The sequence below is a fragment of the Paludisphaera soli genome (genome assembly GCF_011064595.1).
Taxonomy (GTDB): Bacteria; Planctomycetota; Planctomycetia; order Isosphaerales; family Isosphaeraceae; genus Paludisphaera; species Paludisphaera soli.
The window spans coordinates 22411-37193 of the sequence record NZ_JAALJI010000021.1; the positions used below are offsets into that span (position 1 = coordinate 22411).

12 protein-coding genes are annotated in these 14783 nt (G+C 72.4%); 4 read left to right on the forward strand and 8 right to left on the reverse strand.

Features of this window, described 5'->3' with window-relative positions; all coding sequences use genetic code 11:
* Window positions 1-38 precede the first annotated feature (38 nt).
* The 3 genes from G6O68_RS22385 to G6O68_RS22395 form a co-directional block, all read right to left on the reverse strand.
* Window positions 39-1037: a GTPase gene (locus G6O68_RS22385; protein ID WP_165250881.1), complete on the reverse strand. Its 999-nt coding sequence runs from the start codon at window positions 1035-1037 to the stop codon at window positions 39-41.
* 136 nt (window positions 1038-1173) lie between these two features.
* Window positions 1174-1545 (reverse strand): hypothetical protein, encoded by a 372-nt coding sequence (locus tag G6O68_RS22390; RefSeq protein ID WP_165250882.1) that lies wholly within the window; start codon window positions 1543-1545, stop codon window positions 1174-1176.
* Window positions 1546-1675: 130 nt separating this feature from the next.
* Window positions 1676-2056: a YgaP family membrane protein gene (locus G6O68_RS22395; RefSeq protein ID WP_165250883.1), complete on the reverse strand. Its 381-nt coding sequence runs from the start codon at window positions 2054-2056 to the stop codon at window positions 1676-1678.
* A gap of 213 nt (window positions 2057-2269) precedes the next feature.
* On the opposite strand from G6O68_RS22395, the gene G6O68_RS22400 reads away from it, so the two are divergent.
* Window positions 2270-2740: a pyridoxamine 5'-phosphate oxidase family protein gene (locus G6O68_RS22400; RefSeq protein ID WP_165250884.1), complete on the forward strand. Its 471-nt coding sequence runs from the start codon at window positions 2270-2272 to the stop codon at window positions 2738-2740.
* A 10-nt stretch (window positions 2741-2750) separates the two neighbouring features.
* Here G6O68_RS22400 and G6O68_RS22405 read toward each other — a convergent pair whose 3' ends face one another.
* The gene (locus tag G6O68_RS22405; protein WP_165250885.1) at window positions 2751-3263 is read right to left on the reverse strand and encodes a hypothetical protein; all 513 of its coding nucleotides are present in this window, start codon (window positions 3261-3263) and stop codon (window positions 2751-2753) included.
* A gap of 162 nt (window positions 3264-3425) precedes the next feature.
* Window positions 3426-4463, reverse strand: coding sequence for an aldose 1-epimerase (locus G6O68_RS22410; RefSeq protein ID WP_240911449.1), 1038 nt, complete (start codon window positions 4461-4463; stop codon window positions 3426-3428).
* A gap of 697 nt (window positions 4464-5160) precedes the next feature.
* Between G6O68_RS22410 and G6O68_RS22415 the strand changes: the two genes are divergently transcribed.
* Window positions 5161-5436, forward strand: a complete 276-nt coding sequence (locus G6O68_RS22415) for a hypothetical protein (RefSeq protein ID WP_165250886.1) — start codon at window positions 5161-5163, stop codon at window positions 5434-5436.
* A 384-nt stretch (window positions 5437-5820) separates the two neighbouring features.
* On the forward strand, window positions 5821-7593 hold the full coding sequence (dacB, locus tag G6O68_RS22420) for a D-alanyl-D-alanine carboxypeptidase/D-alanyl-D-alanine endopeptidase (protein WP_240911451.1): 1773 nt from the start codon (window positions 5821-5823) through the stop codon (window positions 7591-7593).
* Between the two features lie 13 nt (window positions 7594-7606).
* Here the strand turns inward: dacB and G6O68_RS22425 are convergent, their stop codons facing one another.
* Both G6O68_RS22425 and G6O68_RS22430 read right to left on the reverse strand, forming a co-directional pair.
* Complete coding sequence (locus tag G6O68_RS22425) at window positions 7607-9538, reverse strand: mechanosensitive ion channel family protein (protein WP_165250887.1); 1932 nt, start codon at window positions 9536-9538, stop codon at window positions 7607-7609.
* Window positions 9539-9613: 75 nt separating this feature from the next.
* Entirely contained in the window at window positions 9614-11653 is a 2040-nt protein-coding gene (locus G6O68_RS22430) for a hypothetical protein (protein WP_165250888.1), read from the reverse strand.
* Window positions 11654-12079: 426 nt separating this feature from the next.
* Between G6O68_RS22430 and G6O68_RS22435 the strand changes: the two genes are divergently transcribed.
* A complete protein-coding gene (locus tag G6O68_RS22435; RefSeq protein ID WP_165250889.1) occupies window positions 12080-13471 on the forward strand; it encodes a cobyrinic acid a,c-diamide synthase in 1392 nt (463 codons plus the stop codon).
* A gap of 15 nt (window positions 13472-13486) precedes the next feature.
* Here G6O68_RS22435 and G6O68_RS22440 read toward each other — a convergent pair whose 3' ends face one another.
* Window positions 13487-14341 carry a tetratricopeptide repeat protein gene (locus G6O68_RS22440; protein ID WP_240911452.1) on the reverse strand — a complete coding sequence of 285 codons (855 nt, stop codon included), beginning with the start codon at window positions 14339-14341 and terminating at the stop codon, window positions 13487-13489.
* Between the last annotated feature and the right edge of the window lie 442 nt (window positions 14342-14783).

A 14783-nucleotide genomic window follows, 5' to 3' on the forward strand; every position in this document is an offset into this window, starting at 1 on the left:
ATCGACCGTGCCGGGCGCCGAAATTCCGCGTGTCGGGCTCATGACGCATGCAGCTCCACGACGTCGCGATCGTGCAGTTCGTGGTCTCGCTTGACGCTCTGGCCGTCGAAGACGCCCGTCCCCCAGACCTTGGCGGACCGCAGCGACGCCTCGAGGTCGCGGTGGATCTCGCGGGCGAGATCGAGCACGGTGCTGCCGACGGGGACCGTGAACGGTCGCGACCGATCCGCCGGCCTGCCCGGAACTTTCGTGAAAATGCGAATCAATCCCAACGAATGGTATGCGTCCCGGGCCAGGGTTTCCAGTCCTTCCCGCGTCTCGGCCGAGACCGGCCGGGGGCGGAACCGGCCCGCGAACCACTCGCGGAGGACCTCCAGGCGGCCCTCGGCCCCCGGCGCGTCGGCCTTGGCGGCGGCGGCCACCGTCTTGACGTGCCGGACCTCGACGTCCTCGACGTCGCAGGGCAGCTCCTCCACCAGTTCGATCCCCCGGGCGGCCAGGAGGGCCAGGACGGCCTCGACCTCGTCGGCCGCGTCGTCGCTCGCCAGGTCGAACGTCAGGATCGCGGCGTCGGCCGAGCCGATCAGGCCGGGCAGCCAGGGCTCCATGAAGTCGTCCGAGACCGGCGGCAGGTCCAGGAGCTGGATCGGCACGTCCTCGACGTCGAGGATCCCCGGCTGGGGCGCGCGGGTGGTGAAGGGGAAGGGGGCGACCGCCGGGCGGGCGTTGGTCAGGGCGGCCAGCAGCGCGCTCTTGCCGGAGTTGGGCGGGCCCACCAGGACGACGCGGCCGGCGCCCTCGCGGGGGATCTTGGGGGCCCCGCCGTGCTGCTTCTTCGCGCCGGGGGCCGCGGTCTCCAGCTCTTCCTTCAGCCGGCTCATCTTCTGCTTGAGGTCGGACTGGAGCTTCTCGGTCCCCTTGTGCTTGGGGAGCATCCGATACAGCTCGCGGAGCTTCTCCAGCCGGTCGCCGGGCTTGGTGAGGCTTCGGTACTCGTCCTCGACCTTCAAGTATTGGGGCGGAAGGTTGGCCGGCATCGTGGCGGAGTCTCCCCGGCTCGTCGGAACGCGGTCCGAACACGACCGTAGCGACTCCCGGGGCCCGATGCAAGACGTGGTCCGGCGGCCCCGCGCCGGGCCGCGCGGGGCGGCCGGCGCGGGGCGAGGGCCCGGCTCACTCGGCGGCGGCCTTCTTCTTGGCCAGCACTTCGATCTTCGAGGCCTTGTCGCCCTCGTGGGTGACGCGGACGCGGATCCCCTTGGCGTCGGGGTTGCGCTCCTTGGACTTGGAGAGCATCTTCTCCATCTTCTTCAGGTCGACCTTCGAGCCGGACTCGTCCTTGGGGGTGATCAGCTCGGCGTCCTCGTCGACGATGAGGACGGTCTCCTTGTCCGCCTTCTTCTGGAAGACGGTGATCTTCCGGGCCTCCGGGTCGACCTTGGTGATGACGCCGTAGATCTCATCGGCGAAGACCGAGCCCATCACCACCGCCAACGCCGTCGCCAGGGCGGCCGAAGCCCGGACCCAACCACGATAGCTCGCCATTCTCAGCTCCCATCGGACTTGAAGCTCCCGGGAGGCCTCGCGCCCGACGCGGGCGGAGGCCCCGAGGATCTCGTCCCTTATAAGAGCGACGGTCCGCCCTCACAAGGACGCTCCTTCTTCCGGCGTGGGCTCAGGCGTGCGCGCCGCGGGCCTGGGAGGGGGCGTCGGCGGTGTCGACGCCCAGGCTTTGATAGGCCTCGCAGTGCCCGGTGACCCCGCGATAGATCAGGCCGCCGCCGAGGACGGCCAGGCCCAGGCCGGTCAGGCCGCCCCGGGTCGCCCCGAAGAGGGTGAGAAGCCCGCCGCCCATCACCGAGACGACGCGCTCCACGTCGCCCACGTTGACGTCCCGATGGCCGCCGAGGAGGGCGGGCAGGCCGCCGCTCATGGAGCAAGCCTCCGGGCTCGCGGCGACGTCACGGCCCTGATCCCGGCTCCGGCCGTGCCCTTCCTGGCCCCCGCCGTGACCCTGCTGCGTGGACGGATTGCGACTCGTGGTGTTCTGCGGCATCGTTCGCGTCCCTTCGTGATCGGGTGTGAGACCCCGGGCTGCGTTCCCGGGCCGTCGAAAAGACCACGATGCAAATCTCCGGCCGCGGGCGGCCGTCCCCGGGATCGGAACGGCAGTTGCAACTGGCGTCCGACGTCGGTGGACTCGGCGGGTCGCGGGAGGCTCTCCGCAAGGAAAACGGTCCGCAAACAGGGGGCGAAAAGGATGGGCGCGATGGAAAGCAAGAAGCCCGGAGAGGCCGTCCGCAAGGTGGCCATGATGATCCGCGGGATCAAGGTGGCGATGCTCGCCACCGCTTCGCCCGACGGCGGCCTGCACAGCCGGCCGATGGCGACGCAGGAGGCCGAGTTCGACGGCACCCTCTGGTTCTTCACCAGAACCTCGTCGGCCAAGGTCGACGAGATCCTCGGCGACGCCGAGGTGAACGTGAGCTACGCCTCCCCGGAGGACCACCGCTACGTCTCGCTCTCGGGCCGCGCCTCGATCGTGCGCGAGCCGGAGAAGCTCCGCGAGCTGTGGAGCCCCGCGAACCGGATCTGGTTCGCCCGAGGGCTGGACGACCCCGACCTGGCGCTGCTCCGCGTCGACGTCCGCATCGCCCAGTACTGGGACATGCTCGCCGGCGGGATGATCGTCCTGCCCGGCTTCGAGGCCGAGGCGGTCGCGATGGCCGCCACGGCCTGAGGCCCGTCGATCAGGCTTCCTCGGCCGAGTCGGCCTCGGCGCGGCTCTCGATGTAGGTGCGCAGGAAGTTGAGGAAGGTCGGCAGCCCCTCGGCCTCCCAATCCCGCTCGATCGCCTCCTTGAGCCGCTGGTTCTCGGCCTGGAGGGTCCGGAACGCCTCGGCGTCGTCGGCCACCAGGTCCAGGCCGGCGACCTGGTCGTGGGTGTTGACCGAGAGCATCAGCCCGTCGGCGTTGTTCCAGGGCTGGAACTGCAGCTTCATGTGCGGGTAGCGGCCGTTCCCCAGCCGCAGCGCGAAGATCGGCGACTCCGAGCCGGGGGTCTTCCCCGCTCGCTCGAACGGCGGCTTCGCGAACAGCTCGCGGGGGGGGAGGCCCTCCGCCCAGGTCGTGCGCCGCTTGACGTTCTCCGGGCGGTCGCCCGTGGGGTAGGCGTGCCGCAGATAGATCTCGACGGCCCGGCGCAGGACGTCGATGCGCATGGCGTCGACGTCGACGGGGCCGGAATCAAGGGGCGCCTCCATGTGCGGAACCTCGGTCGACCGCTGCGGTCGTGTCGGTGGTGCGTCTGGGTTCATCGGGCGTCGTCGTCGGCGGGACCGCCGCGATCCCGGCCGTGCCAGGATACCCGGGGCGCCCGCCGCAGGCCAAGTCGTCCTCCGTCCGGCGAGGCCGGCCGCGCCGGTTCAGCCGACCGTCCGTATGGTCAAGGTGAGGACCTGCTCCTCGCCGTGGCCCAGCACCCGGAGGCCCGCGTCGACACCCCGGGCCTGCAGGTTGATCGCGTCGGTCGCCTGGGTGTAGGGCTCGATCGCGATCACGTCGTTCTTGCCCGGCGGCGTATAGACGACCAGCTCGCGGAACGAATCGTCGAAGCCGAGCTGGAATTCGGCGTCCTTGTCCAGGTCCAAAAGCCGGCAGGCCCCCTCGCCCTGGTCGCGGGTCAGCCCGGTCAGCACGTCGTCGAGCATCAGGCCCTCGATCGCCTTGCCCTTGCGGAAGTCCAGGCGGTCGGAGATCTCCGAGACCTCGCCGGTGGGTAGGAAGTCGCGCAGGGGCCAGTACTTCGAGGCCGGCAGGATGATCCGGGTGCGGGCGAGGTCGCCCCCGGGGGGGAACGGCAGCCGGAAGTACGGGTGGATGCCGAACCCGTACGGCAGGTCGATGGCCGTCGGGTTGGAGACGGTCGACCTCATCGTCAGCGTCCGGCCCGCCAGCGTGTAGCGGACGTACAGGACGGCGTCGGTCGGCCAGTGGTCGCAGTGCTCCGGCGCGTGGACGGAGAGCTGGAATCGGCCCTCGACCACGGCCCCTTCGGGCGTGGCCTCGTGCTCCACCACGTCCCAGGGGACGTCGATGGCGAAGCCGTGGATCGCGTGGCCCCCCTTGTTGGTGGGGATCGTGTACGACTTGCCCCCGAAGGTGAACGTCCCTTCCCGGATCCGGTTCGGGAACGGGAACAGGATCGGCGTCCCATTCCCCCCAGCCCGGCTCGGGGCCTCGGCGAAGGTCGGGTCGGACACGATCACCGGTCGGACCTCGCCCGCGATCGGCAGCCGGAGGTCGAATAGGTTGAAGCCGTAGGAGGGGAGGACCGACGCCGACGCCCCCGAGACGTCGTCCCGCATCGTGTAGACCTCGCGACCACCCCGCTTCTCCACGTCCACGCGAAATCCCACGAGCCCCTCCCGGTCCTCGACCTGCGAACCCGACGACTTCTTCAAACCCGCCGTCGCCGTTGCAACATTTACCCATCATCATCCGAATCGGCCCGGATCGCGCCGCTCCCGCCCTGCGGACTCCCGGAAATCCTGACGCGCGCCGCCGGCGGGGCCAAGCGGAAAATCCGAGACCGCCTGGGAACGGCGACAATCCACGCCGGGGATCGTTTCATGATAGCTCAAAAAGGCCGTTTTTCGTTCTATCGATCCCCCCGCGTCGCCGGAACCTCGCTCCTAAGCGATGAATTCCACGAGATTTCTAGAACACGCCAGAAAAGAGAATTGCCCTCGCGGTATCGCGATGCTACACATGGGTAAGAGGATGTCACGACTTACTGAGGATAGGCCGAGGGCCCGTCGTGGGCGAGGGAATGCGTGGCCGAGATCGGCGATCTGCCGCGGATGTGACCGGGGAAAACCCCGATATCACTCGGTTTTGCGAGATCTCGGCATCATGCTTGCGGACGTTAGGCCGCATTCCTTCGGTTTACCCATGTCCTTGAATCCCCTGCGGCCGTTCGCCGGTCCCGTCCGTGGGATGATTCTCCGCGGCCTTTCTGATAGATCACGCCGGGTCTCTGTTGACGAACGACAGGAGGCTGCTATGATGGATGTGGTCAGTCGAGGGTGGGATGACGATCCGTCGTCCCCTTCCGGGCAAGGATCGGTCGGTGAGGTCCAAGACGAGCAGGAGCTTCGGATGGAACTCGATCTCGAAGTCAGCGGAGCGATCATCGACTCCTGGGTCGAGGCGTGCGGCGGCGTGGACGATTCGGCCCGCGTGGTCCTGCAGGTCGCCCCCAAGGGCCGGCCTCGCGAGCTGGTGATCGTCGAGGCCGAGACCTCGCTGCTCCCCGACGGCGGCTGGCTCGAGGACCTGAGCGAGAACACCTGCCACGGCAGCCCGGTCCGGGCGATCGGCCACCGGATGCTCAACGGCTTCATCTCGGCCAAGCGGCTGCAACTGATCCGCTGATCCCCGGCCTCGCTCGCCCTTTTCCTCCCCCCTCGGGTCCAACGCCACCTCCCCGGCCCCGAGGCCGCCTTCGCGGTTACTCTCGCGATCGAGAGGCCGCGCGACGCCGTCGACCCCTCGATATCGGGCGTCCGGCGACGTGTCCTCGCATCCTCCGCCGACGGCTTCCCTGGAGTCGTCCCTCCTCGGCCTTGCGCCCGTCCTCGGACGCTTCGAAGCGGGTCGGCCGGGATCGGGAACCCCGCGGCCGAGCGTGCCCCGGGTCGGTCGCGCGGGTGCCGATGCGACCACGGTTCCGCTATACTCGATCCGCCGGGGGGCCGGCGAGGCGGATGACTCCGCGCGCCGGCCGGGAGCGGGCGACCGCAGGAAAGGGGACCACTGATGCAGCAGGCCGGGATCACTCCGAAGGGCAGGGGCGGGCGCGGGCGTTCGAGGCGGCGGGGCGGGGCGCCCACGGCCGCCTCCCTGATGCTCGCGGGGGCGGCGTGGGCGGCCCTGGGCGGCCCCCTCGCCTCGGCGCAGGAAGCTCCCAGGCCGTCCCCGGAAGCCTCAAGGCCGTCCCGCGACCCGGCCGCGGCCCCCGCACCCGCCCCGACGACGCTGGAGGGGCGGGTCAAGGCGATCCTGGAGACGCCCGCGTTCCGGCGCGGCCACTGGGGGATCCTCGCCGTCGACGCGAAGACCGGCGAGACGGTCTACGAGAAGAACGCGGACGAGCTGTTCGGCACCGCCTCGGCGGCGAAGCTCTTCTCGACGGCCGCCGCGATGGTGGAGCTGGGCGCCGACCACCGCTTCCAGACCCCGGTGGTCCGGCGCGGCAACGTCGACGACCAGGGGGCGCTCCACGGCGACCTCATCCTGATCGCCCAGGGCGACCCCGCGATGGGGGGCCGCACCGGGCCCGACGGCAAGCTCCTGTTCACCGACGAGGACCACATCTACACCTCGGGGGGCAAGGCGGGCGAGGTCCTGGTCCCGTGCGACCCGCTGGCCGGGCTGGAGCACCTGGCGCGCGAGGTCCGGGCGGCGGGGATCCAGAAGATCGAGGGCGAGGTGATCGTCGACGCCCGCCTGTTCGAGCGGGCGCCCAGCTCGGGGAGCGGGCCGAAGCTGACCTCGCCGATCATGATCAACGACAACCTGATCGACGTGGTGGTCGCGCCCGGCAAGGCGGCCGGCGACCCGGCGACGGTGACGATCACCCCCGGCACGGAGTCGGTCGCGGTCGACGCCCGGGTGGAGACAGTCGCCGGCGGCGAGCCCCGCATCCGGGCGCGGGTCGTCGGCCCCCGGCGGATCACGGTGCGAGGCGAGGTCCCGGTCGGCGCCGACTCGTTCATCGACAACGCGGAGGTCGACGACCCGGCGTCGTTCGCGCGCTCGCTCCTGATCGAGGCCCTGCGGCGGCACGGCGTCCGGGTGGACGCCTCGCCGCTGGCCGACAACCCTGAGGCCGAGCTGCCGCCGCACGCGACGCTGGCGAGCCTCCCCAAGGTGGCCGAGTACACCTCGCCGCCGTTCCGGGAGTTCGCCCGGGTGATCCTGAAGGTCAGCCACAACCTCCACGCCAGCACCCTGCCGCTGCTCCTGGCCGTGCGGAAGGGGGACCGCACCCTCGCCGCCGGCCTGAAGCGCCAGGGGGAGATCCTCAAGGAGCTGGGCCTGGACCCGCTCGACGTCTCGTTCGGCGGCGGGGCGGGGGGGATGTGGGCCGACATGGCCACGCCCCGCGCCGCCGTGACGCTCCTGAAGGCCATGGCCGCCCGGCCCGACTTCGGCGCCTACGACGCGGCCCTGCCGATCCTCGGCCGCGACGGCACGCTCGCCAAGGCCGTGCCCGAGGACAGCCCGGCCCGGGGCCACGCCCACGCCAAGACCGGCACGATGTTCGTCTCGAACGCCCTGACCGGCAAGCGACTGATGACCAGCAAGGCCCTGGCCGGCTACCTGGAGACGGCGGCGGGACGCCCCCTGATCATCGCCTTCTTCGTCAACGGCGTCGTCCTGGACTCGCCCGACGGCAAGGCCCCGGTCCCCACCACCACCGACGCCGGCCGCCTCCTGGGCAAGCTCTGCGAGGCGTTCTACCTGGGCGACGGGCCGAGCCCGGCCGCCGCCCCCAGGCCCGCCGAGCCCCCCGCCGCCGGCGAGTGAGCCCCCGACGCCCTCAATTCTCGACGGACGCCCGCGCCTCGGCCCGGTGCGGGGCCCGGGGCGAGGCTTCGGCCTCGTCGCCGCGCAGGCGGCGGCCGTCGATCAGGCTGGTCAGCTCGTCGGAGAGTCCGGCCAGGGTGACCTCGCGGAGCGGGCTCGCCAGGGCGATCTTGTTCTGCGCGAACCGCTCGCGGATCGCCTTGCAGATCCGGTGCTTCGCCCCCCCCATCAGCCCGGGGTCGGCGACGTGCACCGAGAGGCCGAAGACCAGGCCCGACTCGCCCAGCTCCTCCAGGAGCGCCGAGGGGGCGGGCTTGGAGAGGACGTCGAAGTCGTTCTTGGCGATCGTCAGGAGCAGCGAGGTCACGGCCTCGACGTCCGAGTCGAGCGCGACGACGACGCGGACCCCCACGCGCATGATCTTGTCCTTGTGCGTCCAGTTCACGAGCCGGCCGGTGATCAGCTCGCGGTTGGGGACGATCATGCACTGGTTGTCGCCGTTGATGATCGTGGTGGAGCGGGTGTTGATCCGGTCCACCTTGCCGGTCGTCCCGGCGATCGAGACGACGTCGCCGATGCGGATCGGCCGCTCCAAAAGCAGGATAAGCCCGCAGATGAAGTTCGAGACGACCTCCTGGAGGCCGAAGCCCAGGCCGACGCCGAGCGCCGCCAGGATGAAGCTGATCTGCGAGAGCTTCAGGTGGACCGCCTGCAGGGCGACGAGGGTGGTGACGGCGAGCGCCGCGTACCGGCAGAGGGTGACGACGGCGAACCGGACGCCCGGGTCGTCGGGGATCCTGCGGAACAGGGTGAAGGCGAAGAGGCCGGGCATGTACCGCCAGGCCAGGCCGCCGAGCACGACGGCGGCCATCGAGGCGGCGACGTTGCCGAGGACCACGGGGTCGCCGTCGGCGTCGGCCCAGAGCGGCTGCTTGCCCAGGAAGTCCAGCAACGCCGGGTCGATGCCCCAGATCCACCCGAGCATGGCGAACGCCAGCAGGATGATGGTGAAGGTGGACGCCCGCGAGGCCGCGAGGGCCCAGTCGGTGGGCTCGGCCGGGGCCGAGCCGGGGGCCGCGCCGGCGGCGTGGGCGCTCCGCGAGCGCGCGGCCAGGTACGAGGCGGCCGACGCCCAGAGGCGGTTGGTGCGGGCGTCCAGGCGGAGCCGCCAGGCGATCAGCCGGGCGACGACGCGGTGGATGGCCCACGAGAGCATGAAGACCACCAGGCTCTCCACCCCGCCGAGCGCCAGGCGGCCGGCGGCGAAGCTGTAGCCCCGGAAGTCCAGGACCACCACGACCACGCCGAACGCCACGATCAGGCGGGAGATCGCCCGGGCGCGGCGGAGGCACCAGGTCACCCAGGCCTCGCCGACCGCGCCGAACGGCTGCCGCGAGACGATCACCGTCGCGGCGGTCGCGGCCGGCCCGCTCCCGGTCGCGGCCCCGGACCCGTCCCCGACGCCGTCGGCCGGCTCGACCGCCACGTCGGGGTCGATCCAGAGCATCAGCGCCGAGCCCGGCCGCAGGTGGTAGGTCAGCGACGCCAGCACGATCAGTTCGAAGGCCAGGAACAGGAACCGCGAGAGCGCCGGGGCCGTCACGGCGTTCCCCTGGTGCGCGATCTCGCCGTGGGCGAACAGGTGGACCGGGATCAAAAGGGCCATCGCCGCGACGATCAGCAGCCGGCCCGCGCCGCGGAACTGCCGGGTCACGCTGGGGGGCGTGTCGAGGTAGCGCTCGCACCAGCCGCCGGGCTTGAAGAACCAGCTCCCCAGCCCCCGCGCGAACAGGCCGATCGCCGCCGCGTTGAGGATCGTCGCGGCCAGCACGCCGGTCGCCTTCGGCCACGGGCCGAGCCGCGCGGCCTGGGCGACGGCCGCCAGGTAGAGGGGCCAGGCGGAGGCCCAGAGCACGCCCATCAGCAAGGATCGCAGAGCAAGCATGGCGGAGGAATCCCTCGCGGAATGAACGGGAACGCTCGGCTCAGTCCCGATGCACGGTCGGGTCGGTGTCCACGGTCAGGCCCCCGGCGCGGCCTCGGCCGGCGGCGTCGGCGCCGGGGCCGGAGCGGGGGGGGCGGGGGGCGGCGGCAGGGCCTGGGTCAGCCGGTGCTTGAGCGTGCGGCGGGCGCGAAGGATCCCCAGCGGCAGGACGACCACGACGGCCGACGCGGCCAGGAACTCGGGCGTCGTCCGCTTCCAGGCCGAGGTCCGCATCGCGGCCCCCGCCACGTCGATCGACACCCGGGCCAGCCGCCGCAGCTCGCCGGCGGCCAGGCCGACGGTCGTCAGGCTGATCGGGTCCTGGTCGCGGACCCAGAACAGGTGGGTGCGGATGAAGCTCGACTCGTCCTCCAGGATCGCCAGCCGGCGGTCGATCTCGACGAGGATCTCCTCCTCGTTGAGCACCAGCTTCTCGAGCGCCTCGCGGCGACGGGCCAGGAGCCGGCCGTGCCGCTCCTCCAGCTCCTGCCAGATCGCCACGGCCTCGGGGTGGCGGCCGGGGGGGAGCTTGTCCTGGAGGTCGTCCAGGTCGATCTGGTCCAGCAGCCGGTCCTCGATCTGGCTCAGCTCCACGCTCGTGAGCATGTTCGTGTAATCGCGCAGGCGCTTGTCGACGACGTCGCGCTCCTCGCGCTGGATCCGCCGGCGCTCGGGCTCCAGGCGGCGGTAGTCGGCGTTGATGCTGAAGGCGTCCAGCCGCCGGCGGCCCGACTCGTCCCCCTCGATGATCTTCTTGATGCGCTCGAAGTCGACGCCCGCGACGTTGGCCCGGCTGCGCATCTCCTCGAGCGAGGGCTGGGCGCCGGCCGTCAGGGCCTGCTCGGCCTTGAGGACCGCGGACTCCAGCTCCAGCAGCTCGGCCAGGCGTTCGGCCCGGTAGCGCTCGATCGGGTCGCGGGCGTGCTCCGCCTTCGACTGCTCGACCTGCAACTTCCCCTTCAGCTCGCGCTCGGCGAGCTGGGCGAGCTGGAGGAAGCGGGCCTGCATGGGCTCCAGCACCTTCTTGCCGATCTTGACGTGCGCCACCCACCGCTTGCGGTCGACGGCGGCGGCCTCGGCCAGCTTGAGGGCGCGGGCGATCTTCCGCTCGACGACCTGGAGCCGCAGGGCGGCGGCGGCGGCCTCGACCCGGAGGTTGACCGCGCGCTCCTCGGCGAGCTTGCGGTCGGAGGCCGTCCGGGCGGAGGCGGGGGGCCCGGCGGCCTCGCGCGCCTTGACGGCGGCGACGTCCTGCGCGATCCGCTCCCGCTCCGCCTTCAGCTCGGCGACCGGGCCCGCCTTGGCCTCCTTCTCCGGCTCGGCGGAGCCCAGCGCGAGCTTGTCCTGATACTCCTTGATCTCCTGCTTGACCCCCTCGATCAGCTCCTTCATCTGCGCCTGGCCGGCCTGGTCGACCTCGCCGGGCAGGGTGAAGACGGGGGGGAGGAGGTCGGCGACCGGGCGATCGAGGCGGCCCTGGAGGTCGGCGAGGTCGGCCTTGGCCTCGGCGATCCGGCGGTCGGGGTCGGACTCGGGATTCGTCAGCCCGGCCAGCTCGCCGAGCGACTTGTCATACTCGTCGAGGCGGCGGGCCCGCTCGGCGAGGACCTCGGCGAGGGCCTTGTCGGCGAGCTTGGAGGCCGCGTCGGCGCCCGCCTTGGCGTCGGAGCCGTCGGCCGGGGGCGCGAGCGCCTTGAGCCTCTGCTCCGCGTCGGCCCGGAGGGCCGCGGCTTCCGCGGGCGGCAGCGGGCCCTCGGCGACGGCGACGGGGGCGGCGGCCGTCGGGGGAGCGGGCTCCTCGGCCCTGGGGGCCTCGGGCTTCGCGTCTCCATTCGCGGCGTCGGGCGTCGGTGCCGGCTCGGCCGGTGCGGCGACGGGAGGGGCCGGCTTGCCGGGGCGGGCGAGCTGGTCGGGGGCCTCGACCTCGGCCTCGCGGGCCGGGACTTCGGCCGAGGGCTTGCCCCCCTGCTGGGGCAGGGCGCCGCCCCCGCCGAGCACGCCGAAGACGAGGGCCGCGGCCGTCGCCGCCCGCACGTCGAACCGCGCGGGGCGTCGCTCTGATCCGGATTGGGACATGGGAATCCTTCCCGAACTCGAACTGATCCTGGTGAAGACGCGTCTCGGCTCGACGAGCATCCATGTCGGGAGCGCGGCGTAGAGTACTCGCGGGCCCGGGGCGGGGCAAGCCGAACATCGACGCCCGCGGCCCCGCCCCGGCCCCCCGGGCGGGGGCGACGCCGCCCGAAACCCCCGCCGCGTCAGGCCGTGCCGGCTTGACCTCGATGTCCGAGACCCTATCATTGGGTGGGCCGGCGAACGGCCTGACGGCCCCGGCGTTTCGACGGCGGAAGGCCGTCGAGGACCCGCGTTCCGACCGGAGTCCGCCGGGCCCCGGGGCGAGTCGAAGGCCGCGGGACGCACGCCCCTCCCGGCGATGGAATCCGTATCAATTCGGCGTCGAGCGCCCGGACGCTCGGTCGGCGTGGTGGATCGCAAACGACAATGACGACGCCCGTTCCTCGCATCGCCCTGGCGACGTCCACCGCGGGCCCCGACCCCTCGATCGCGGGACTCGCCCTGATCGCGGGCCTCACGGCCCGGCGATGGCGGGTCCAGCACTTTCGCACCCGGGCCTGCCCGACCCCCACCGAGGCGGTCGCCCAGGCGACGGGGATGCCGGGCCGGCACCTCGACACCTGGCTGATGCCGCCCGACGTCTGCCGGTCGCTGCTGGCCGGGGGCGTGCGGATCGCCGACCTCGGGGTGGTGGAGGGGTGCCTCGGCGGCCCGGCGACGGCCTGCCTGGCCGGCCCGCATCCGTCGCCGGGGGATCTCGGGCCCCTCGTCGAGATCCTCGACCTGCCGGTGGTGTCGGTGGTCTCGGTCGCCGGCCTTCGCGACGCCACCTCGCACCTCCCGGTGCCTCCGAGGGACGCCGCCGCGGTGATCCTCGACGGCGTCGAGTCGGCCGAGGACCTGGAACGCTGCCGTCGGCTGATCCGGCTCACCAGCGGCCTGCCGGTCGTCGCGGCCGTGGAACTGCTGCCGCAGGCGCGCCGAGAGATCGAGTCGGCCGCGGCGGGCGAGCTCCCGCGCCAGGCGGTCGACGCACTGGCCGCGAGCTTCTTGCGGCACGCCGACCTGAAGGCGATCTCGGCGCTCTCGTTGAGCCGGCCCTACCCGGACTACGTCGCGCGGCCGGGGCGTCGGTCGGGCGGCCCGGGCTTCCGCGTGGCCTTCGCCCGCGACGAGGCCTTCGGCTGCTACTTCCCGGACACCTTCGAGGCCCTGGCCTCGCTCGGCGCCGAGCTGGTCGAATTCTCCCCGCTCAACGACGGCGCGTTGCCGGAGGGGGTGGACCTGGTGATGATCGGCTGCGGCCTGGCCAACCTCCACGCGGGCGAGCTGGCGTCGAACGTCAGCATGATCGCGTCGCTGCGGCAGCACGTCTGCCGGGGCCAGCGGATCTACACCGAAGGGGGGGGCTCGGCCTACCTGGGCCGCTCCATCACCGTCGACGGCGTACGCACCCCGGGCGCGGGCATCCTGCCGGTGGAGGCCGAGCTGGCCGCCGTCCCCCGGCCCCCCGAGCCGGTCGTCCGCACCCTGAGCCGGGACAGCTGGCTCGGCCCCAAGGGGACCGTCGTCCGCGGCTACCGCAGCGGCCGGTGGAACCTGAAGTTCAGCCCCACGCCGTTCGAGTGCCCGTCGTGCTACGGCCGGCTCTCGGGCGAGGGGGACTTCTACTTCCGCCACCACGCCGTGGGGAGCTTCGTGCACCTGCACCTGGGGGCGCTCCCCGAGGTCGTCTCGGCCTTCGCCGGCCCCCACCACCCGTCGCTCCGACGGCCGACGAGCGTCCGACGCCCCGACCAGGACGAGCCCGAGGCCTGAGGCCGACGGTCGGCGTCAGCGCGGGCCGTCGGACTCGAACCGGGCCTCCAGCAGGCGGACGTGGTCGTTGAGCGCCTCGCTGTGGGGCTGGAGCTTGAGGCCCCGGCGGAGGGTCTTGAGCGCCTCGCGAGGCTGGTCGAGCTCCAGCTGGCACTGGGCCAGGCCGCCGAGCGCGCCGACGTGGAAGGGGTTGATCGTCAGCGTGCGGATGCAGTCTTCGGCGCTCTCGGCGAACCGGCCGAGCTTGAAGTAGGCGATCGCGCGCTGGTTGTACGCCTCGGCGAACCGGGGGGCGCGGGCCAGGAGCCTGGTGGCGCGGTCCACGGCGTCGTCGGGCCGGTCGGCGGCGATCAGGGCGCGGACGTCTTCCAGGGCCTGGTTGTTCTCCGGCGAGTCGGCCCGGAACCAGATCACCCACAAGGCCCGCTCGGCCATCGTGCGGACCACGCCGTCCTCGTCGCGGAGGGCCCGGCCCAGCAGCGCGTTGCAGCCGTCGAAGGTGCCCAGGACCCCCAGCGCGAGCACCGCGCCGCGCCGGGCCGTGACCTGGGGCGACGAGGCCAGGACCCGGCAGAGCGTCTCCTCGGTGTACCGCGCCGCCACCTGCTCGCGGAACCGGCCGAGGTCGCGGTCGCGCAGGAACGCTTCGTAGTATTCGGTCAGCAACGACCCGGAATGAGGTCCCCACATGCCGGCGGCTCCCACCGATTGACGTTGTCGCGACGATTCGTCCGGTCCCGCCGCCCCCGGCGACGTCGGCGTCGCGGCGGCGGCCGCCACGAGCAGCGTCGCGGCCAGCCCGGCCAGGCGCGCGGTCGGCGTCGGGCGACGGACGCGACGACGGGCCGTCGATGGCGGGGCGTCGGCCATGGCGCGACTCCTTGGGCGGATCGGGTCGGGCGGCGGCTCCGGGCCGGGATGCGTCGCGGCGATCAGGGTGGGGAGCCCGGCCCGGCCGTTGCGGCGGCGATGGGGCGCGGGTTCCGTCGGGACGCATCGGACGGGCGGGGCGAACCGGGCGGAATCCTGGACGTTCTCTCCGTAACCGAAGCAAGGCGAGGCAAGGCGACGCGACGCGAAACGAGTCGCGCGGCGGTCTGGCGTGATCGTGGGGGCGAGTCTACCACCGCCGTGCGGCCCGTTCCAAGACGTCCGAATCCCTTCGTTAACGATTTTTTCACTCCCGCCCGCCCATCAAGCCTCCCCCGAACCTCCGGGCCGCCCGCCCGCCCGCGCGGGGACGTGACCCGTCGTCTCGATTTTCGAGCGTTTGGGGGCTCCTGGGCGTCGGCGGATGGGGCGTCGTTGAGTA